12 protein-coding genes and 1 pseudogene are annotated in these 20,555 nt (G+C 58.6%); 4 read left to right on the forward strand and 9 right to left on the reverse strand.

What is annotated here, in order from left to right; genetic code table 11:
• Positions 1-119: 119 nt before the first annotated feature.
• Positions 120-1,778, forward strand: a complete 1,659-nt coding sequence (locus ACODS5_RS04755; RefSeq protein ID WP_489108079.1) for a hypothetical protein — start codon at positions 120-122, stop codon at positions 1,776-1,778.
• Positions 1,779-1,900: 122 nt separating this feature from the next.
• Here the strand turns inward: ACODS5_RS04755 and ACODS5_RS04760 are convergent, their stop codons facing one another.
• Together ACODS5_RS04760 and ACODS5_RS04765 are read right to left on the reverse strand one after the other, a co-directional pair.
• Positions 1,901-3,307: a hypothetical protein gene (locus ACODS5_RS04760; RefSeq protein WP_489108080.1), complete on the reverse strand. Its 1,407-nt coding sequence runs from the start codon at positions 3,305-3,307 to the stop codon at positions 1,901-1,903.
• Positions 3,308-3,553: 246 nt separating this feature from the next.
• Positions 3,554-4,576 carry a zinc-dependent alcohol dehydrogenase family protein gene (locus ACODS5_RS04765; RefSeq protein ID WP_134689656.1) on the reverse strand — a complete coding sequence of 341 codons (1,023 nt, stop codon included), beginning with the start codon at positions 4,574-4,576 and terminating at the stop codon, positions 3,554-3,556.
• Positions 4,577-4,783: 207 nt separating this feature from the next.
• Between ACODS5_RS04765 and ACODS5_RS04770 the strand changes: the two genes are divergently transcribed.
• Positions 4,784-5,698, forward strand: a complete 915-nt coding sequence (locus ACODS5_RS04770) for a LysR family transcriptional regulator (protein WP_489108081.1) — start codon at positions 4,784-4,786, stop codon at positions 5,696-5,698.
• A gap of 327 nt (positions 5,699-6,025) precedes the next feature.
• Here ACODS5_RS04770 and ACODS5_RS04775 read toward each other — a convergent pair whose 3' ends face one another.
• The 4 genes and pseudogenes from ACODS5_RS04775 to ACODS5_RS04790 form a co-directional block, all read right to left on the reverse strand.
• The gene (locus tag ACODS5_RS04775) at positions 6,026-9,859 is read right to left on the reverse strand and encodes a CHAT domain-containing protein (protein ID WP_489108082.1); all 3,834 of its coding nucleotides are present in this window, start codon (positions 9,857-9,859) and stop codon (positions 6,026-6,028) included.
• A 349-nt stretch (positions 9,860-10,208) separates the two neighbouring features.
• Positions 10,209-10,374: pseudogene (locus ACODS5_RS04780) on the reverse strand (IS5/IS1182 family transposase); the annotation flags it as partial.
• Between the two features lie 395 nt (positions 10,375-10,769).
• Complete coding sequence (locus ACODS5_RS04785; RefSeq protein WP_489108083.1) at positions 10,770-13,235, reverse strand: DEAD/DEAH box helicase; 2,466 nt, start codon at positions 13,233-13,235, stop codon at positions 10,770-10,772.
• Position 13,236: 1 nt separating this feature from the next.
• Positions 13,237-14,037: a Hachiman antiphage defense system protein HamA gene (locus ACODS5_RS04790; RefSeq protein WP_489108084.1), complete on the reverse strand. Its 801-nt coding sequence runs from the start codon at positions 14,035-14,037 to the stop codon at positions 13,237-13,239.
• 452 nt (positions 14,038-14,489) lie between these two features.
• Here ACODS5_RS04790 and ACODS5_RS04795 point away from each other — a divergent pair, with 452 nt between their 5' ends.
• Together ACODS5_RS04795 and ACODS5_RS04800 are read left to right on the forward strand one after the other, a co-directional pair.
• Positions 14,490-14,807: a type II toxin-antitoxin system PrlF family antitoxin gene (locus tag ACODS5_RS04795; RefSeq protein WP_028687716.1), complete on the forward strand. Its 318-nt coding sequence runs from the start codon at positions 14,490-14,492 to the stop codon at positions 14,805-14,807.
• Positions 14,807-15,268: a type II toxin-antitoxin system YhaV family toxin gene (locus ACODS5_RS04800; protein ID WP_489108085.1), complete on the forward strand. Its 462-nt coding sequence runs from the start codon at positions 14,807-14,809 to the stop codon at positions 15,266-15,268. The genes ACODS5_RS04795 and ACODS5_RS04800 overlap by 1 nt, the downstream gene beginning before the upstream one ends.
• Positions 15,269-15,652: 384 nt before the next feature.
• Here ACODS5_RS04800 and ACODS5_RS04805 read toward each other — a convergent pair whose 3' ends face one another.
• From ACODS5_RS04805 to ACODS5_RS04815, 3 genes are read right to left on the reverse strand one after another with little or no spacing between them, the layout of a single operon-like run.
• On the reverse strand, positions 15,653-15,952 hold the full coding sequence (locus ACODS5_RS04805) for a LysR family transcriptional regulator (protein ID WP_489108086.1): 300 nt from the start codon (positions 15,950-15,952) through the stop codon (positions 15,653-15,655).
• A 21-nt stretch (positions 15,953-15,973) separates the two neighbouring features.
• Positions 15,974-17,416, reverse strand: a complete 1,443-nt coding sequence (locus ACODS5_RS04810) for an efflux transporter outer membrane subunit (RefSeq protein ID WP_489108087.1) — start codon at positions 17,414-17,416, stop codon at positions 15,974-15,976.
• Entirely contained in the window at positions 17,413-20,553 is a 3,141-nt protein-coding gene (locus ACODS5_RS04815) for an efflux RND transporter permease subunit (RefSeq protein ID WP_489108088.1), read from the reverse strand. Before ACODS5_RS04815 ends, ACODS5_RS04810 begins: the two co-directional genes overlap by 4 nt.
• Positions 20,554-20,555 lie beyond the last annotated feature (2 nt).

The raw sequence follows: 20,555 nt of genomic DNA on the forward strand, positions 1-20,555 counted from the left end.
CGATTTCCGCGATCGTATGTGCAGCGTCTAGAGAGGGCCAACTAAGGCTAAAGATTTGATATCAGCCCTCACCTGTATAGGGCGCGCACCGAAATATCTGCAGCTCAGGGGAATTTAAAATGCGAATTTCCGTTCTGGCCGCATCGCTACTGCTTACCTTGTCTGCGAATGAGGTGGCCGCCTGTTCCGATTGTGAATACGAACAATGCGCCCCCCTTCTCGGATGTGCCTGCTTTGCAAAGCTCGGGTGCATCATTCCCGTGGCACCGGACATCCCTACCCCGGGCAAGGTACTTGAGAAGCCTGGCGAGAGTATCGAGAAACTAGGAAATGACACACTGAAGACAGTTGATAATCTCGCAGGTGACACAGTTAAAACACTTCAGAAGGCGACGGGGGACACAGTACGGACGGTCGAAAAGGCCAGTACTGACACAGTCAAGACGTTTGTAAAAGCAGGTGAAGACGCCACTGCTACCTATATCAAGGGTTGGGGCGATACGCTCGAGCAGGCGAAGAAGTCCTTCGAAGACGTGGTCGATGCCGGCGAGGCAGTCGCCAACTACACCGCGAATCAGGCGAAGTCCTATGAGTCGACGCTTAAGAACGCAGAAAAGCGCGTTCGCGAAGGAAAAGTCATCGACGCGATTTGGCACGCGGGAATCGAACCGATGCAGACCTCAGAAAAGAACTTCTTCATCGCAACTCAGCAGAGCGAGATCATCAACGCTGCTGCCGCGTCTACCGCATCGGTGTATGGCGGCCCTGCTGGTGCTGCCGCTTACGCCTCGTGGTCAACCTATAAGGCCACGGGGGACATCGACATGGCGATCCGCACGGGACTGATCGCTGCCGCAACGGCTCAAGCTGGTTCATATACTTCTCAAATGCCTGCTGGAACTGCAGGAGAGGCCCTTAAGAAAGCTGCCGTTTCCGCCGCCGCAGGCGGAATTGCGGTCGCCGCCGCTGGTGGCGACGAGAAAGCAATCCAGGAGGGTTTCCTTAAGTCTGGAGGCGCTGTACTTGTCCAATACGGGAACGACCAAGCGAAGGCTTACTCGCCCAAGGCGAAGGATGCCTGGGACACTGTCCAATGCATCTCTGCCCGGGATGTCGATTGCGTCTCAAACACAACGTGGGCCAAGGACGCGAAAGGCAAGATCCTCTACGACGAAAATGGGAAGCCGCGCGTTAATCCGACGGCTTTCGATCCCAAGCAGTACGTCGGGACGTGGAGTGGTCTCGATCCCAATTCACCTGAATGGAAGAAGAACGAGTTCATCACTCGAATCTCAAAGCTTCCCAAGACCGATGCGCTTCCGGCTCTCAACAACATGTGGGTATTGACCTATACCGCAGGGAAAGAAACAACCATCGCACATGGGCAGCCCACCGTGGTTCTAACCTACATGGGACCTAAGCCGTCCTTCAATTCCATCGTTGACTATGGCGGCGCCGACTCCGTGCCCACGTGGGCGGCCGAACCAAATACCACGTTCGCCAAAGCGCGTCCTTTCTATACGTGCTCGCTGGGGGGAATCGACCGAACTGTCTCTGTGCGTCGAAAAGGAAAGGGTTGCATATCGATGTACGTTCGATCGGATGGTAAACAGCAAATCGTCTACGAGTCGGCACATTACCCGGATAAATGCGATGCCGAGACGCACCTTTTCGTAAAGAACGATCTTGCCCATAAGGGGATTCTCTGCTCATCAGGAAAAATGGAAACCATGTCTACTTTTCTCGGGCGAACCAAATCACGACTCCAAAAAGAGTAGAGGCCCATCCAGCCCAAGCGCTCCCTGGCGCCTCAGATCGCAAGTTACCGGTATGGCCATTGATGCAGCATTCTGCGCACTGCAAGGCGCAGAATCCTGAATGACAGTGATCCCGCGGGTGTTTATACCGCAGACCGTTGCCCCCGCCCCTGGCAGCCGGCCAATTCAGGTACCCGCCGCAACCACAGGTCGCGTTGCGCCAACAACCGGTACAAACGCCGGACCTCAGGCCGCACGGTACCTGCATAAACCGCCCTCAGTTGCGCAAGCGTCAACCCGCTGGTCTCGGTCAGCCACTGGCTGACCGGGCCAGGGCATGGTCTGCCCTGTAGCGCGCTGTGCAGATAGGGCAAGGCGACCCGCATAGTGGGATGGCTGCTCGACACGAAGGACTCAAGATTACGCCCATGGGCGTCGAAGGGTTTGAACAACAAGCACTGCAGCTGTTTCGCGGCAACCCCATAGGCGTCACCCAGGCGCTCCTGGGCCTCGTTGCGCAACACCGTCCCCTGCGGCCAGGGCATGGCGTGATCACCCAGGCCAGCGAAGTACGCCTGGGCACCCTCGCGATAGCTGTTTTGTTCGACAGCCTGCGCCCTCAGGCCATGCAGGTGCGCCAACGGTAGCGGATCGAACAGGCCCGCCGGCCCCTGGGGCTGGCAGGTGTCGGTCAATTTACGGCCAAGCATGCGTTCAAGCGGACCAGCTTGCTCCGGGTGCGGCAATAGCGCCTCGACCGAAACCACCCGCACCACCCGCCCCCCCTCTGCAGGGGGTTGAGTTGAAGGGGATCGCAGCGGGTCGGACAAAGCATCGCCCAGTTGCCTCATGCCCGCGGCCCAACTGACGACACTGTCGGTGCCCGCGCTTTGCGTCAAGTGCTCGGTATGGCGCAGGCAGCGCCGCCCCCACGCCATCAAGTGATGCAGGCGGGTCGGCGCGATGGCGCTGACCAGCAGGTTGGCGCCATCTTCGTCGCCAAGCGCCTGTGCCAGGCTGGCCGCCAGTTCCACGTAGCCCCTGGCGCCGAGCAGGACATCGGGCTGAGCACCGGTGAGGTGGCCGAACAGCAGCCAGGCCTTGCCCGCTTCACTTGTCTGACTGGGTGAGCAAGCCGACCGGGCGCCGAATGGACCTAGTTGTCCCCCGTCGGCGCGCAGCAGCTCGACCCGAGGGTCATCCTGGAGGAACAGGGCACTGAAGCAGCGCTCGTGAAGGGCCAAGGCTTCGCAGTCAAGGCCGGGCAGCCTGGCCACCAGTACCTGGAGGCGAAAGGTACTGGCATGGCGCAGGGCAATGATCAACTGGGCGGCCCGCAGGCAGGCCAGCAGGTGCGTGCTGCGCGAGTCCAGCCCCTGCAGCACCAGTACCCGAAAAGCACCGATGTTGTCCGCGCCACCACCCATCACCAACATCCTCTGCACCAGCAGTTGCACCGACGCGCGCTGCGCCTGGTTCATGTGATCGAGCAGGCGTTGCAGCACCTGCTGGTAGATATAGTGCATGGCTTGATCGTGGGTTGTGCTCATGCGTTCGCTCCATCTTCCTGACGGCTTCTAGGTGAAGCCTGGATTCTGGCAGTGAATACAGCACCACAGTTGAAGGACGCTTCCCATAACCCTGTAGGACAATTATTGGAACGCAGCATCAGGGCTTGCAGGCATCGGTGTTGCGCCCTTGGCGAGTCACGCAGACGCACATCGCTCACTCAAGGCCTGCGCCAATGAAAAAGCCCGGGGCAATGCCCGGGCTTCGCTATCAGTCCAGCAAAGGCGTCACTGCACGCCCATGTCCAGCACCACGCGCCCGCCACAGGGGCACTCATCCATGTAGCGATGCGCCTCGACCACCTGGTCGAATGGGTAGACCTTAATGATCTGCGGCGTCAGCAGCTGATCGGCGGTGAACTGGTTGATATCGCGCAACGCTCGTTGCAACGCCACCTGGTCCTGGGCGATGCCCAGTTCCGGCTTGCCGGTGAAGTTGCCGATGCAGTGCACGTGGAACTGAATGTTCTTCTGAAACGCCGCGCAGGCCGGGAACGGTGTCTGGTTGCCGCCCTGCAGCCCGTACAGCACCAGGCTGCCACGGGGCGCCAGGGCATCGCCGAGCAGCGACATCTGCGGCCCGCCCATGCCGTCGAGCACCATGTCCACGCCACGGCCATCGGTGTACTTGCCCACCTGCATCAGCAGGTCCTGCTCCTCGCTGACGATTACCTTGTCGGCGCCCAGGCCCAGCAGGTACTCGCGTTGCTCCGGCTCCTTGGTAACGGCGAACACCTTGAGCCCCAGGGCCTTGCCCAGTTGCACGAAGGCCGGCCCGGCGCAATGGCTGGCGTCGGTGATCAGCGCGGTCTGCCCGGCCTTGGCCCGGGCCAGGTCGACATAGGCGAAATAGGCGATCAGCAGCGGCGTGTAATGCACGCTGGCCTCGATCGGGGTCAACACGTCGGGGTAACGGGTGATGGCGCTGCGCGGCAGGACGATAACATCGCCATACACCGGGTGATCGTTGGGGCTGGTGGCCGGGAAGCTGGCGACCCGGTCGCCCAGGGCGATGTCGTCCACGCCGTCGCCGACCGCCGTGACCACGCCGGCCATCTCATGGCCGATGCCCGCCGGCAGGCGCGCCTGGGAAGGGGCCAGGTTCTGCCGCCAGAGCACGTCATACCAACTGACGCCGATCGCCTCGACGCGCACCTGCACCTCGCCGGTCGCCGGGGACGGCGCGGCCTGCTCCTCGCAACGGAGCACATCGGCCTGGCCGAACTTGTGGAAACGGATCATGCGGGACATCGCATACCTCGCCTGTGTGAATCTGGTATTACCACGGACTTTATCCGGGCTTTGGCGGATCGACCATCAGTGGCTGTTAATAGTCGACATGCCTGTCATTGATTGGGCCCCTGACATTTATGTGCATTGGCCCCCGGAAATCGGTGCAGGGTAACAGCCTTTGGCCTTAAGATTCACCCCTGCCCCACTTCTGGCGAGCCGCATCGAATGAATCGTAACGACTTGCGTCGCGTAGACCTCAACCTGCTCATCGTGTTCGAGACGCTGATGCACGAACGCAGCGTGACCCGCGCCGCCGAGAAACTGTTTCTCGGCCAGCCGGCGATCAGCGCGGCGCTGTCGCGCCTGCGCAACCTGTTCGACGACCCGCTGTTCGTGCGCACCGGCCGCAGCATGGAGCCCTCGGCCCGGGCCCACGAGATCTTCGCCCTGCTGTCGCCGGCGCTGGACTCGATCTCCACGGCGGTCAGCCGCGCCGCCGAATTCGACCCGGCCACCAGCAACGCGGTGTTCCGCATCGGCCTGTCCGATGACGCCGAGTTCGCCCTGTTGCCGCAGTTGCTCAAGCGCGTGCGCGCCGAGGCCCCTGGTATTGTCCTGGTGGTGCGCCGAGTCAACTACCTGTTGATGCCAACCCTGCTCGCCTCGGGCGAGATCTCGGTGGGCGTGAGCTATACCAGCGAACTGCCGGCCAACGCCAAGCGCAAGGTATTGCGGCGCAGCAAGCCCAAGCTGCTGCGCGCCGACAGCATGCCGGGCAGCATCAGCCTGGACGATTTCTGCGCCCGGCCGCATGCGCTGGTGTCGTTCGCTGGCGATCTGTCCGGGTTCATCGACGAGGCCCTCGACGAAATCGGCCGCAAGCGCCATGTGGTGCTGGCGGTGCCGCAGTTCAACGGGCTGGGGAGCTTGCTGGCGGGGACCGATATCGTCGCCACGGTGCCGGACTACACCGCCGATGCGCTAACCGCCGCGGGTGGCTTGCGCGCCGAGGACCTGCCGCTGCAGGTACGTACGTTCGAATTGCACATGGCGTGGCGTGGGGCACAGGACAATGATCCGGCGGAACGCTGGTTGAGGTCGCGGATACAGATGTTCTTTGGCGACCCTGACAGTCTTTAGGGGCTTCGCGCATGCTTGGTTAGCTGATCATTTCTGCCCTTTTCTAGCCTCGAATAGCCATTTACTTCCAGTTAATTGCTACATTTTGGGCATATTTGAGGGCATGCTTTGGATGGTTGGCGCGACAACTACCTTGAAAAACGCCGATGCTCAGCGCTTTCGGTAATCTGCTGACCACGCTGTTCCTCTCGGGTACCAAAGACTGACTTCGCAGTGATTTTTCGCTTTCCAGAGCGCTCCCAAAAGTAAGACCGCCGCTCAAGCTCACCACCTTCAAAAACCAGGCTGCCCAGCAACCGCCGATCAATCACCAGCCCCCTTCGCCGTTCAATGATCACCCTCCCCCTTGGTCAGAAGGAGGTCACCGAAGACCGTCATAGCGAGTGCGTACTGCGGGGCATCACCCAGCGCTCGACCCACTGCCTCGTTGGCCATCTTCGTGGCTTTGAGGACCGTCGCACCCGCCTCCCATGCCCGAAGGAATGGTTCCAGCCAGCGGTAGGTCACCTTCACATCCAGCGGCCATGGTGAGGCGATAACCGCTCGGCACCCCCTGTTCAGAAGCAACTTCGGAAGCCCAACCGAGGTATTGTCCAAAGGGTGCTTGTCGATTCGTCCCCCGCTGCAGACAAATAAAATCACAACTTCGACCCCCGCAAGCGTGGAGGCCAATGCGGCTGGAGCTTCGAACAGACTATCTTCGTCACGAATGCTGTGGATATAGCGCCCATCAGCTGTCAACCCGCCATGAGCTGTCACCACAGCCAGCCCAGCGTCCGATATCCCCTCTGGCAGCTTGCGACTTGTATCCACTACAAAGCCGAACTCATCAAAGGTGCCCCTGAGTCGATCAAGTGCCAGGTCTAATGGGCCCTCCACCTCAGGGCCGTCCTGCGCCGAAATCCAAGCCCTATAAGCGGTTTTACCGCTGCGGGCTTGGTTTCGGACAAGCAAGAACCAAGTAAGCGACGGCACCATACCGATGGCCGAAGAGGTGCCGTGAAACTGGCTAAAACCGCCAGCGTCGTCCGGTTGGGAGATGCAGAGATTGAAGGTCATCTGTTGCAAAAGTGGCTCGGCAACCACCATCAGATCGGTTGAACGAGGGAATTGCACATCCAGCGCCTCCATCGTGCTGTAAAAGTCGTTGTTGCCATCAGCAAGGTCGACGTAGCCGTAGTTCCGCGGATAGTCCCGAAGCCACGCAAGCAATCGGAGCTTAAAGGAGCGCGGATGGCTGGGCTGTTCGATACACTGTACTTTTCCCTGTGACACGTAGGTCACATTCAGCTCTCCGAAATTGTCCACACCAAGGAATGCTACATCCAGGCCAACCTCGTTGAGGGAGCGCGCAAAGCCAGCCGGCCAGCCACTTTCTAGAGCAGGAGGTACTGCTGGTAGAGTCACCGCGTGATCGGCCAGCAACTCGACCCCAAATGCCTTATCTTCGCCAGTTACCGATGTTCCAGCCGAAGGGTCCAGAAGTCGCCGTGCAGCTACACCTACAAACGCGAAATCACCAGGGGCATCGCTCGCATAGAGTCCTCTCTGCACCCTATTGAACATGTCAGCAATGTCAGCGGCCAACGGTGTAACAGTCGAAACCGTTTGCACCAATTGAGAGGCTTCAGCCCCCATCAACTCAAGCCCTACCTTGAGTTGATCACGTGCTTGTTCGCTGACCGGCACCGATAAATTATCTGCTCTCTGGATGGACTGGCCGAGTAAAACCACGAGAGGAAAGAGCAAGCTGCGATCATCCAAAGCACCTTCACAACTGCGATTCAATACCTCAACAATCCCTCCGATTTCCGCTGCATCGTTCTTGGCCGTTAACAGTCGTAGACTCATTTCCAGGGCGACGATGCGGGCATCATGGTCGGCATCATGCCCCAAATCCGCAGTCAACGCTTTCAGGCTAGCCATGAATTCGTTTGCCAAATCGAAGAGTCCCAAGTCTCGCAGAATGCGAATTGCGGTATGCACCTCATTCCAGAGGTCAGATTCTTCCACTGGTGCGTCAGACGCCATCGCGCACACCAATCCAACCAAAGCTTCTGTCAAGTTGCGGCAACGCTGGTAGATGTCGGCAAAGGCTTGCCAAGCCAGCCGTGTACGTCGAATGTCGCCCTGGCCAATTAGTAGCGCCTGCTCGGCCAAGTTTCGAGCCCGCTGATACTGCCCCACTGTGGCGCACTGTCCAGCAAAAAGACGAAGCACACGGAGGTCTGCATCGCGCTCTTTGATCGAATGTGGCGCCATGGCGCAAACCAACAGCACAAGGTGCTCAAGAAAGTCTAAGTCGAGATCTTCACCTTTCGGGGCGCTCATTAAAATCAAGCGCGTAACGAGGCGAATTACATGATCGGGATAAGTCGCCAGCTCTTTTGGCAGTACAGTCACCCCATGCTCGCCTGCACCTTGCTCGCTAAACCATTTCAGCCCCTGCTCCATCACAGCCTTAAGGGTATCTTCATCAGGTTCTTCGTCAGATAGGTATTCCTCGTTGCGAACCTCCGGCTCTACGTTGCAAGTGGCTAGACGTATGCCCGCGCCAGCCAGATCAAGCATGATGAGAGCAGCAATCGGTACGCCAATATCACCGCACGACTCAACGGATAGCAGTCGCGATACCCCCGAACGGATTGAGCTATCTTCAGGATGCTTGGCTAGATAACGAAACACCGACTGCAGACATCCTCGATAGTAATCGCGCTCATCTCGTCGAATGTCCTCCTTGAGCATCATCGCTCGCACTGAGTACAGCGTGAGCTGCGTCGCCTGCCTGCCATAGAGTTCGGACATTGTGATTTGGCTTGCGGCATCAGCGGCATCCCGGCACAACCCGAGATGCCACGCATGCATGGCGCAACAAATCACAGCCAGCTCAAACCAGTCTCTGCCCCAACCCTGCGCAGTTTCGATGACACGGATGTAATCCTGCCGGGGCGCCAGCACTCCGTCCAGAATGGCCAAATGATTTTCAGTGAACCCCTCCGTAGTGAAGCCGCTGTCCGCGTCGAGTGTCGCATCTCGGCAATTCATCAACAGCCTGCGGTCACGGTTCTCCCTTAGGGTTGAGGATGTCGGACAAAGCTGCCCCAGACGGTGATCGTAGCGTTCGATTAGCGCGTTCTGCTCAAGGATGGTTGCCAGTTCCAGTCCTTGTTCGAGCCACATCACACCGTTCAAATTGGCTGCATCCTGCGGAAGGAACAGGAGCGCCAATGAGTTGTTGCCCGCCTTGTGAGCCAGCCAGGAAACCTGAACCAGATTCGTAGGGTCCATCGAATCGAGGTGTGAAGTAAGTTGCGCCAGCGCATCAAGCGCTTCATCGGTCCTACCTGCCCGGAAAAATAGCTGGGCGAAAAGATGCAGTCGGTTGAGATCGGGCAGTTGCATAGCCTCAATCTCTCCCGCAACCATGGCCATTTCCCCACGTAGAACAAGCGATACCCAGCGCTGCGCACTCTGCTCAATCTGGTCCTTTGCATCTGGCTCACCAACCAGCTCAACCACGTAACAGCCGTCCACGCCGGTCAGCAGGTCTATGTTGCGCTCTTGCTTCGCCGGCGTTTCCTCGACATGAACGACCGCATAGCCCTGGCTCGCTTGTACCGCAGAAACTATAAGGTTGCAGAGACCGACCAAATGCGGGACCCACAGGTCTTCGGATGTGCGGACCGCCGATACACCGAATGCTGCTGGCACTTCCACGCTGTCATCTCGATACAGGCTCGCCTCGGCAATCGCCACAATTCTGCGCTGGCCTTGCGCAGCGATGACTGACTGAATATCGGCAACCTCAAGGGTCGGACTGGTTACCACACGCGTGACGCGTTTCAGGAATGCCAATTGCCTGTCATTAGGCCCTGCGCCAGTCAGATCCGTAAATCCTGATCGCAGTGCTTCGTGGACGCAGTCGGCCGTCAAAGAACTCACTGAGGTCGGCGGTAATACGACGAGGACTCCATCGAACGGTGATTTACCTTCGTGATCTCTCACATGCAGTAGCAGTGCTATCACCGTACGCCCTACGATCTCTGCGAACGCCCCGCCCTGGACCAGATCAATGGTCCCAAGAGAAAATCCCTTAGCGAACATCATGCTTGGGTTAAACCCATGGATGCGCGCCGTTTGCGAAATGTCCGATTCGCCCATACCTACTCTCCCTATCCTCTGGTCACGATAGCCCCAACGAGCCATCCGCCTCAATATCAGAGTTTGCTTGCCCATCACAACTGCTCATCTCCATGGATTCCCCCCCACAAACAGCTGTGAAGTAATAGCAATGGGGGGTGCCCCCTCGTTGCGCTGCAGCCGATCGGGATGATTGATGTACAGCCCTGGCCGGTAGACGGTTGCCAGGCAAGCATTGGCTGAAATAGTGGCACGTCAACAGCCACGCGAGGCGGATAGAAAGATACGAGATATCGAAGCTAATGATGAAGCGTTGGTGGAAAGTTGCTGCACGATGGCTGACATCACCGCGAACCGCTCGTATGCCGATCAGCATGGCTGCCAAGGTGACTATCGCAGCGTAGCTTTGCGCGAGCTTGCAGTAACGGGTCCCCAAGCGACGGTGCTCTTTCAGCCAGCCAATTTAGCCGCCCGATGATGTTTCGCTCTTTGTACTTCGGCTTGTCGAGCAGACGTGGCAATTGAGGTCTCGGCTTGTCCCGCCAGGTTGTGCCGGAGCAAAGTACCCATAACACGCCATTGAGCATCAAACGATCGTCAGCTCTTGGGCGCCCTGTACGTTGATGTTTAGTAAAAGCTCAGCGACTACGGCCAGTGTTCGTCAGAAAGTTCGTATCGCTTGGGCATAGCAGAATCCTTCGCCTAAAAGGCGAGAACTCTACGGAAATCGGGCCTCCAGAGGCTTTGCGGGGTTTCAAAGGTTTTCGTACAGAACCTAGTAGGCGTAGCGATTGAAAGCCTGGACTGTAAAGATTAATTGGCCAATTGAGGGGTCAGGCCTAGGAATCAAGCAGACTAGGCCTTTCGGAGGCTGATGATCGATGCGAGGGAAGCAATCTGATAACCTCCCAAGCGCTTTCAGAAGCCTCAATTAAACAGGTTTGAGGTTCATCTTGGCTTCAAAAATTAGCAGATCGCTTTCCTCATTGTTGATCATCATGTTGACCAGACGAGGACTCACTTCGATGTCTCCGCCTAGCGTCGCACGCACGGTTTCGGGGTAGCGTTCAAGCATCAGATCTGCCAAACCATGGCTGTAGCCATCCCGGATGAGCTTGATCTTGATGTCATCTGCAGTGCCGTACTTGATGAGCTTATAGAAGCCAGGATCCAGGGCACCTACCCCATTCAGCACCTCGACGAACTTGAAGATCTTATTGTCGAAGAAATCGTCTTCATCCTTTAGACGGACGATTGCCAGGTTAATCCGCTCAGCGTCATCCTTCTGGGAGATTCTTACCCAGTTCTCGTAGTTGCTGTCGCGGTACTTGGTATCCCCCCATTTCCCCACGAACACGTGATCGCTATGGCTCGTCTCGACCAGTTTTTTCCAGTACGCGAGCGTCTGCCGGATCGTCTGCTTGACGCTGAGTTTCTTCAGCTTCCAATCTAGGATCATGGCGTAAAAATTCCGAGCAGGCTCTTGCTTGAGACGTACGAGGTCGCTGTACTCTCGGCTGTTATCGAAGTGATCAACGAACGATTTGGAGATGGCAAGCATCAGCCTCTCAACGGTGTTGATAACGCCGTTTGCCTCGATGGCTCGCATGATCTTCCGTTCAATCGCCTCTTCTTCTGCGAACACATCAATTTCACTGACGCTGTTCGCAATGAGGAGCTTGCCCACCTGAGTGGTCACGTAGCGACACTTCCGGTCCTTAACCACGCCAGGGTGTAGATTCTCAAGACGAGCCACAGCGTCGTCGTAGAGAATCGACACCTTCCCATCGATGATCTTGGTGGCTTCAAGCAGAACGTTGCTAACCGTGTCCTTTACTACTTTGGAGACGTTGACCGATTTATCGTAGAACGTTTCAAGCGCCGCATTGTTGCGGGTGTAGCCGTCCACGCCTAGCAGGTAGATGCTGGACTCCAGCTTCCTCAACGCAGCCTCAGCGCCGGGCGCGAAGACCTCACTGAATCGGTTAACGCGTCCGACCAAATTCTTGAATTGGGATGGCGTCAGCGCTTTCTTTCCTTTGAAGTAATCAAAGACGAAGAGCCGTTCGATCGGCAGGTTTACCCCTTCCAGAAGCGTGGAATTGCAGACCAGAAACCTCATCTGCTTGGAGCTGCTGAACAGGTTCTCGAGATACAAGCGGATGGTGTCAGGGATCGAACCATGGTGGTACATCACCCCTTTACGCAGACAGCCAATAAGTTTGTAGCGTCGGTCAAAAAATTCTTCAAGCTCGGTACAGGCCGTATGGATCAGCTGACAATCCACGGGCGGCAACACCGCTGCCAGCTCGACCGCGAATGACTCAATGCTTTTCTTTTTGTTGCCATAAACTATGTTTTTGGACAGCGCTTCGCCTTTGATGAACTCGAAGCAGTTTGCATACCTCCGATCAAACTCCATCCAGTCATTCAGGAAATGGTCATAGAGCTTGAGCTTTTTCCGGCCCCTCCCAGCCCTGAAGTCCTTGATGTAGAAGCGCTCAGACTTGATGTACTCGTCGATTTTGAATCCGCTCGGAATCATGTCCAGGAAGCGCACACGGACATTGAGCTCATCACACAGGAAGGGGGTCAGGAACTTGAATGACGTTTCAGGGTTACGCGCCCCCAGGATGCACAGCATGGCAGCCAACAACTCACTTCTGCGATCGCTCTGCAGCAGGTTGTGGGCCTCGTCGACGAAGACCATGTCGAAGGTCAGCCCGGCGTTCTCGTTCAAGAGCCTGTTGAGCCGTTCCTGGGTTAGGACAAATGCCCTGTTATTTCGCTCAACCGAATACATTTCGGGGTGGGTTACCACCTTGCCCAAGCCCTCGATGTCCGCGTAGATCAACCGCTTCTTCGTCTGTGCCAGCAGGGCCTTCGAGGGGACGAGAATCAACACTCGCTGACCCGGATTCTCCTTCACCGATTGGATGATGAGCTCAGATTTGCCGTAGCTGGTCGGTGCAACCACGACTGACGACTTACGGTACTCCGACTGTACAAATGTTCGCAGTGCGTCCTGTTGCTCAGTGAGCACGATGCCCTGATCACGGAAGGTATCGACGTAGCTGCCCACGATGTTTCTGATGAACGACTCGCTGCGGTGGTCGTCCTCGGAAAAATAGCTGCTGATCACCGCTGAGACAGGGTGTAGGCCACTGTCGAGCGCCACATCGTAGAGCGCCTGGTACTGACCCGTGGCGTTCCCGTAAAACAAGATGATTCGGTAGCCAAGACGCCGAATTTCAGGGGTTTTGTGGTTTAGGAGCAGCACGGCGATGGCCAGTAACTTTACGGTCTGCGTGTTACCCAACTCGTCTCCCTTGAGGAGTTGAAAATACAGATCCTTGAACTTGGTGTTGCCCAGCTTCCTGATGGTCAACTCTTCCATGCTACTGCTCCGCCTCCTGCCTCAAGAACTCTTCCAGCTTTTCCATAGTGCCCTTGTGCAGGGAGAGTACCCACACCGTCTTGAACACCGCCTCCGCCACAAGCTTCGTGGTGAAATTTGATACGGTCTTCTCGGCGATGGCCTGGGACACATCGCTGAACAGGGCGGAGATCAGAAACACATTGTTGTCCGAGGCAGTCGCACCGTCTTCTTCGGCTAGATCACCTTCCATCTCCAAAATCTCAATCACCGAGTCCCGGTAGTTGGCTTTGTTGTGGATCGCATTTTTCGCGGCATTGATCGCGTTGAGCCAGTGATTGAGCTCCGGCTCTGCCAAGCGCTTCTTGAGATCATCCCGAGCCAGGCGCAACAGCCCGCTGGTGGCGGAGCAAGAGGTCTTGTCCGCTCCTCGCCCCCCCGATTTGACCTCGGTGATCCAGACGTTGTTGGTTGAGGTCTCGTACAGAAGGAGATCGAAGCCCTTGCGAATGCTCTTTTCTTCCATGTTGAAGAACGGCGAGACGACGTCGAAATCGGGGAAAAGCTTCAGAATGATGACGTGCGACAGAAGCTCGCCGAGCATGCCTATCCGGGTTTCCCAGGGCTTTTTGCAGTAGCGCTCGTTCCAGAAATGCCTGATCGTCGCAGGGTATTTGTAGATGGCCCTGTCCTTGCTGGCCTGGTCGGCGCCGTGGCAGATTCGCGTGAGGTTCTCCCTCAGCTCGAGCTTGAGCTCCTCAGAGAAATCCTCGACACAACACAGGGCATATTGATCTACCTGCTTGAAGCTCACGCCATCCATAACACTTCCCACAAACACGAAACCGCAGAATCTTCATACGGTTGCTGCGCACGATCAATGATCCCGCCCTGTTTAAGGGTAGGCACCAGCTGAGCAGCAGTGTACGCATGCGAGGACTAATCGAAGGACGACCGATAGCGGCACTGTGCCAGCGTTGCCGCAAATTAGCGTGATTGATGGGGAGCGGTAAACAAGATTGAGGACAATTTTGGTGCAAATCGTCTGAGATTGCGTAAAGACTGGATATATAACCAACCATTTGTGGATCAACCCGGGTCAGACTCAAAACTCGCGGCACCGTAAAAGCTCCTATCGTGTCCTAAGGGATGGTGTAACTAATGCTGCGGTGCTTCCGAGCTTTCATCCTGCTTATGCTCAATTAGCAGAAAACCAAGATTGACCAAGTAAGGATTATTCCTTACGATCCAATCAATACATCCGGGAGAACGCTCATGCCTGCCATCCACGAAATCGCCACATTGACCTCGAAGGGACAGGTCACACTGCCCAAATCCGTTCGCCAGCTTTTGGGCATAGATACTGGAGGCAAGATCGCATTCGACGTACGCGGCGGTGAAATCGTGGTCAGCCGCGTAGAAACCACCCACGAAGACCCTGCCATCGGTGCGTTCCTGGGGTTGCTGGAGGCTGATATCCGAGGCGGCCGTAATCTCACCACCCTGCCGGAAGACTTGGCGCAAACCATGCTCGCCAACGCAAACCACCCGGTAAACCTGGACGAAGATATCGACGGTGAGGTCGCGATCTGATGCTGCGACATGGCTGGACACTGTTGTTCCATGAAGGTGTGACTTTACAGCTACGCAAATTGCAAGAAGCCGCCGCCCGGGCCGAGCAGAACGACCCGCAAGGTTTTGAGAGCAACGCCAACGTCAAGCTATTTCGGGCATTGAGCCATCTGATCATGGAGGCTGTGCCTGCCGACCCCGGCCGTGATGAGTTCCGCCAAGGCAACACGCCGGGCACCGCCTACCGACATTGGCGGCGGGCAAAGATCGGTAGGCGCTTTCGGCTGTTCTTTCGCTACGACTCAAGATCCAAGGTCATTGTCTATGCATGGGTCAACGACGAAAGTACCCTCCGGTCTGCAGGCAGCAAATCCGATCCCTACGCCGTATTCGAGAAGATGCTGGGCCGCGGCAACCCTCCTGATGACTGGGATGCGCTGACTGCTGCGACGCGTAGCGACTGGGACGAGCCCAAAGCGTAAGCGGCACGCTTTGGCGAGTGATAGCACGTTCAACACCGCGCCTCAGTGCGTCCACTATCGTCCACTCGGAACCACTGAAAAAGGGGTACTTCTGGGGGTACAAGTTGAATTTCTCACTCGTAACTTTTTGATTAGCATGGTTGCCCAAGTGTTCTTTGGGGATCCCGACAGCCTGTGACTGACGTCCACTCAGGTCCATAAACCCCAATAAAATCAGTATTTTAATCTGGACTTGAGTCCAAGACCGTCCGTCGCATTCCAGTCATTTTCGACGCATCTGGCTCTTTTTTAATGAGATTCAAACAAGAAATTTACGTCATCCGGGTAACAGGCCTACATGCGTCAAATGAGTCACTAACCGAGATATCAACGTATTGAGTCGGCCTACAGTGGCGCGCCGCAAGCATCTGTCTGCACGACAACATCTTGCAGCGCAACCAGCACGGGGCTAAACAATCTAGCAATGCGATCAGCTCGCCCCGTAGGCTCCATGCCTCGGCCACACCTCAGGAAAAGCGGGTCACCGAACTGCCTGCGCAGCTTGCCGAGCACATTGCTCACCGCAGGTTGCGTGAGCCCCAGGCATATAGCCGCCCGCGACACATTGCGCTCCCTGAATACCACCAGGAACACCACCAACGCATCGAAGTCGAGCGCCTTCAGTATCCTCTCGTCGAACTGCATGCCAGTGACTTCCATAACGTCTCAAGGTGCCGGGTGGCCCAAGCTGCCTTGCACGGCAGCCACGGTTTCGCTGTGCCACCCGCCGCCAACGGCCTTAAACAGATTCACCTCGGCCAGCAACTGCGCCAGGCGATCCTGAATTAGCTGCTGCTGGGCCGCGAACAACTCACGCTGGGCATCGAGCACCGCCATGTAGCTGTCCACCCCTTCGTCATAACGCTGGCGAGCCAGCTCGTAGTAGGCCTGATTGTCCTCTACCCTGCCCTGCTGGCTGTGCAACTGCTTGCCATAGGTGCCTCGCGCCGCCAAACCGTCCGAGACTTCCTGGAAGGCGGTCTGGATCGCGCCTTCGTACTCGGCCACGTTGATATCGCGACGAATCCGCGCGTAATCCAGGTCGGCCTTCAATCGACCGGCGTTGAAGATCGGCAGGTTGATCTGCGGCACGAACTGCCACATCCCCGCACCGCCCTTGAACAGCCCATCGAGCTCGGCGCTGGCGGTGCCGGCGGCACCGCTCAGGCTGATGCTCGGGAAGAACGCCGCGCGGGCCGCACCGATGTTGGCGTTGGCCGCCAGCAGGTGGTGCTCGGCAGCGCGGATGTCCGGCCGGCGTAGCAGTACCTCGGAATTCAAACCGGTAGGGAACACGGCGAGCATCGACTCGCCCAATGGCTGGCCCTGCGGCAGGTCCGTCGGCAACCGCCCCCCGAGCAGGCGTTCCAGGGCGTTGAGGTCCTGGGCCACCTGGCGGGTATATAGGCTTTCTTGCACCTGGGCTTGGGATACCAGGGTACGCGCCTGACGGACATCGATCTGCGAGGCAGTACCGTTGTCGAAGCGGTCCTCGACCAGGGCCAGGCTGTCACCCTGGCTCTTGAGCGTAGACTGAGCCAGGGCCAGTTGCTCCTGGTCGCTGCGCCAGGTCAGGTAGGCGCTGGCCACGTCAGCCACCAGCGACACCTGCACACTGTAGCGCGCCGCGTCCGAGGCCAGGTACTGCTCGGCGGCAGCGCGGTTCAGACTACGCAGGCGGCCGAACAGGTCCAGCTCGTAGGAAACCCCCAGCGCCACCTGGTACTGGCTCTCGATGCCTGCTTCACCCGTGGGAGACAGGTCGGCAGGCACCCGCTGGCGACTGCCGCTAGCCCCCAGCTCGACGTTGGGGAACTGCTCGGCGCGCTGGATACGGTGCAACGCCCGATACGCCTCGACGTTCAACGCCGCCTGGCGCAGGTCGGTGTTGTTGGCCAGGGCCTGGGCGACCAGGCGCTTGAGCGCCGGGTCCTGGAACACCGACTGCCAGGCCAGTGCACTCGCATCACCGGGCTGGGCAGGCGCGGCGTAAGCCGCGCCCTGTGGCCAGGCGGCAGGGATATCCGCCTCGGGCCGCTGGTAGTCGGGGATCAGGCTGCAACCGCTCAGCGCGAGAGCCACAGCCAGGCTCAAGGTCTTGAGCTTCATGCTTTTTCTCCTTCCAGCGCGGCCTGTTTCTTGCCACGCCGCTCGAACAATGCCACCACGGCCACGTAGAACAGCGGTACGAAGAACACCGCAAGCACCGTGGCGGTGATCATCCCGCCCACCACACCGGTGGCCAGCGAGTGCTGGCTGCCAGAGCCGGCGCCGGCGGCGCGTGCCATCGGCAACACGCCGAAGGTGAAGGCCAGCGAAGTCATCAGGATCGGGCGCAGACGCAGACGCGCCGCTTCCACCGCCGCCTTGGCCAGCGGCATGCCTTCACGCTCGTACAGCTCTTTGGCGAACTCGATGATCAGGATCGCGTTCTTGGCGGTCAGGCCGATGGTAGTCATCAGGCCGATCTGGAAGTACACGTCCGCACTCAGGTCGCGCCACAGGGTCCCCAGCACCGCACCGAGAATGCCCACTGGCACAATGGCGATCACCGCCGCCGGCACCGACCAGCTTTCATACAGCGCCGCCAGGCAGAGGAACACAATCAGCACGGTCAGGGCGTAGAGCATCGGCGCCTGGCTGCCAGTCTTGATCTCCTCGTACGACAGGCCGTTGTAGCTCAGGCCGACGCCGTTGGGCATTTGCTGCATGATCTCGGCAATCGCGATCATCGCATCGCCGGTGCTGTAGCCCGGGGCCGGCTGGCCGAGGATCTGCACTGCCGAAATACCGCCGAATCGCTCGAGCTTCGGTGAGCCGCTGACCCAGCGGCCGCTGGCGAAAGCCGAGAACGGCACCATCTGCCCACGGTCGTTGCGCACATACCACTTGTCGAAGTCCTCGGGGCCGATGCGCGAGGTGTCCTCGCCCTGCAGGTAGACCCGCTTGATCCGCCCCCGGTCGATGAAGTCGTTGACATACATCGAACCCCAGGCCGCCGACATGGTGTCGTTGATCGACTGGATGCTCACTTGCAGCGTACGTGCCTTTTCTTCGTCGACCTCGATCTTGTACTGCGGCTCATCACCTTTGCCATTCGGGCGTACTGCGGCGAGTACCGGGCTCTTGGCAGCCAGCGCCAGGAACTGATCACGCGCTGCCATCAAGCCGTCATGGCCCAGGCCGGCGTTGTCCTGCAGGTAAAAGTCGAAGCCCATGGCGTTGCCCATCTCCAGGATCGCCGGCGGCACAAAGGCCATCACCGTGGCGTCCTTGATCCCGGAGAAGCTGGCGTTGGCGCGGTTGGCCAGGCTGAACACGTCCTTGCCCGCGGCATGGCGCACACCCCAATCCTTGAGCAGGACGAAGGCCACACCGGAGTTCTGCCCGCGGCCGGCAAAGTTGAAGCCGTTGACGGTCAGTACTGAATCGACGATATCGCTCTCGTTCTTCAGCAGGTAGTCGGTCACCTGGGTCAACACCGCCTCGGTACGCTCGGCCGAGCCATTGACCGGCATGCGCGCCTCGATGATCAGCACGCCCTGGTCCTCATTGGGCAGGAACGCGTTGGGGATACGGGTGAACAGGTAGCCGGTGCCGACCGTGATCAGCAGGAAGATCAGCAGGTAGCGGCCACGGCGGCCGAGCATGTGCTGCACGCCGCGCTCGAAGCGCTGGGTGCCACGGTCGAAGGTACGATTGAACCAGCCGAAGAAGCCTTTCTTCTCGGCGTGACCATGGCCCACTGGCGCCTTGAGGATAGTCGCGCACAGCGCCGGGGTGAACACCAGAGCCACCAGTACCGAGATGCCCATGCACACCACCACGGTGACGGCGAACTGCTTGTAGATGATCCCCGCCGAACCGCCGAAGAAGGCCATCGGCACGAACACCGCCGAGAGCACCGTGCCGATGCCGATCAAGGCACCGGAGATCTGCTCCATGGATTTGCGCGTCGCCTCCAGCGGCGACAGCCCTTCGTCATGCATCAGGCGCTCGACGTTCTCCACCACCACGATGGCATCGTCCACCAGCAGGCCGATGGCCAACACCATCGCGTACATGGCCAGGGCGTTGATGGTGATACCGAACAGTGGCAGCACAGCGAAGGTCGCCAGCAGCACCACCGGGATGGCCAGGGTCGGTATCAGCGTGGCGCGGAAGCTCTGCAGGAACAGGAACATCACCAGGAACACCAGCACCACTGCTTCGAAGATGGTATGCACCACCGAATCGATCGACGCGGTGACCACCGGCGTCGTGTCGTAGGGGAAGATCACCTCCACCCCTTCTGGCAGGTGCTTGGCCTGTTTCTCCACCACCGCGCGCACTGCCTTGGAGGTTTCCAACAGGTTGCCGCCCGGTGCCAGGCGCAAGGCCAGGCCCGAAGACTCATGGCCGTTGTGGCGGATGCTAATGGAGAAGTTGTCGGCGCCCAGGGCGACCTTGGCCACGTCCTTGACCCGCACCTGCGAGCCATCGTCGTTGACCTTGATCAGCACGTCCTCGAACTCGCGCACGCTGGTCATGCGGGTCTTGCCGATGATGGTGGCGTTGAGCTGCACGCCGCCACGGGTGGGCAGACCGCCGAGCTGGCCGGACGACACCTGTACGTTCTGCTCGCGGATCGCCGCGGCGACATCGCTCGGGGTCAGTTGGAAGCTGTTGAGCTTGCTCGGGTCGAGCCAGATGCGCATGGCATAGGGCGCACCGAACAGCATCACGTCACCCACGCCGTTGACCCGCGAGATCGGGTCCTGGAAGTCCGAGGCGATGATGTTGCTCAGGTCGAAGTTGTCGAGCTTGCCGGACTTGTCCACCAGGCCCACCACCAGGAAGAAGTTCTGCTGGTACTTGACCACCCGCAGGCCCTGGCGCTGCACCTCTTCCGGCAGGCGCGGGGTGGCCAGCTGCAGTTTGTTCTGCACCTGTACCTGGGCGATGTCCGGGTTCACCCCCTGCTCGAAGGTGATGATGATGGTCATGCTGCCGTCGGCGTTGCTCTCGGCGGACATATAACGGAAGCCGTCCAGGCCGCTCATCTGTTGTTCAATGACCTGGACCACGGTGTCCTGCACGGTCTGCGCCGACGCGCCCGGGTAGGACACCTGGATGGACACGGCCGGCGCGGCGATGTTCGGGTACTGGCTGATCGGCATGTTCGACAGCGATAGCGCGCCGGCGAGCATGGCGATGATCGCCAGCACCCAGGCGAAGATCGGTCGATCGATGAAAAAGCGTGACATCT

Source organism: Pseudomonas sp. FG47 (genome assembly GCF_057809115.1).

Bases quoted from the DNA above. Each gene is read 5' to 3' on its own strand.
- ACODS5_RS04790 (WP_489108084.1), bottom strand. From the start codon at position 14,037: ATGGATGGCGTGAGCTTCAAGCAGGTAGATCAATATGCCCTGTGTTGT.
- ACODS5_RS04785 (WP_489108083.1), bottom strand. From the start codon at position 13,235: ATGGAAGAGTTGACCATCAGGAAGCTGGGCAACACCAAGTTCAAGGAT.
- ACODS5_RS04775 (WP_489108082.1), bottom strand. From the start codon at position 9,859: ATGGGCGAATCGGACATTTCGCAAACGGCGCGCATCCATGGGTTTAAC.
- ACODS5_RS04765 (WP_134689656.1), bottom strand. From the start codon at position 4,576: ATGTCCCGCATGATCCGTTTCCACAAGTTCGGCCAGGCCGATGTGCTC.
- ACODS5_RS04810 (WP_489108087.1), bottom strand. From the start codon at position 17,416: ATGAAGCTCAAGACCTTGAGCCTGGCTGTGGCTCTCGCGCTGAGCGGT.
- ACODS5_RS04770 (WP_489108081.1), top strand. From the start codon at position 4,784: ATGAATCGTAACGACTTGCGTCGCGTAGACCTCAACCTGCTCATCGTG.
- ACODS5_RS04815 (WP_489108088.1), bottom strand. From the start codon at position 20,553: ATGTCACGCTTTTTCATCGATCGACCGATCTTCGCCTGGGTGCTGGCG.
- ACODS5_RS04760 (WP_489108080.1), bottom strand. From the start codon at position 3,307: ATGAGCACAACCCACGATCAAGCCATGCACTATATCTACCAGCAGGTG.
- ACODS5_RS04795 (WP_028687716.1), top strand. From the start codon at position 14,490: ATGCCTGCCATCCACGAAATCGCCACATTGACCTCGAAGGGACAGGTC.
- ACODS5_RS04755 (WP_489108079.1), top strand. From the start codon at position 120: ATGCGAATTTCCGTTCTGGCCGCATCGCTACTGCTTACCTTGTCTGCG.
- ACODS5_RS04805 (WP_489108086.1), bottom strand. From the start codon at position 15,952: ATGCAGTTCGACGAGAGGATACTGAAGGCGCTCGACTTCGATGCGTTG.
- ACODS5_RS04800 (WP_489108085.1), top strand. From the start codon at position 14,807: ATGCTGCGACATGGCTGGACACTGTTGTTCCATGAAGGTGTGACTTTA.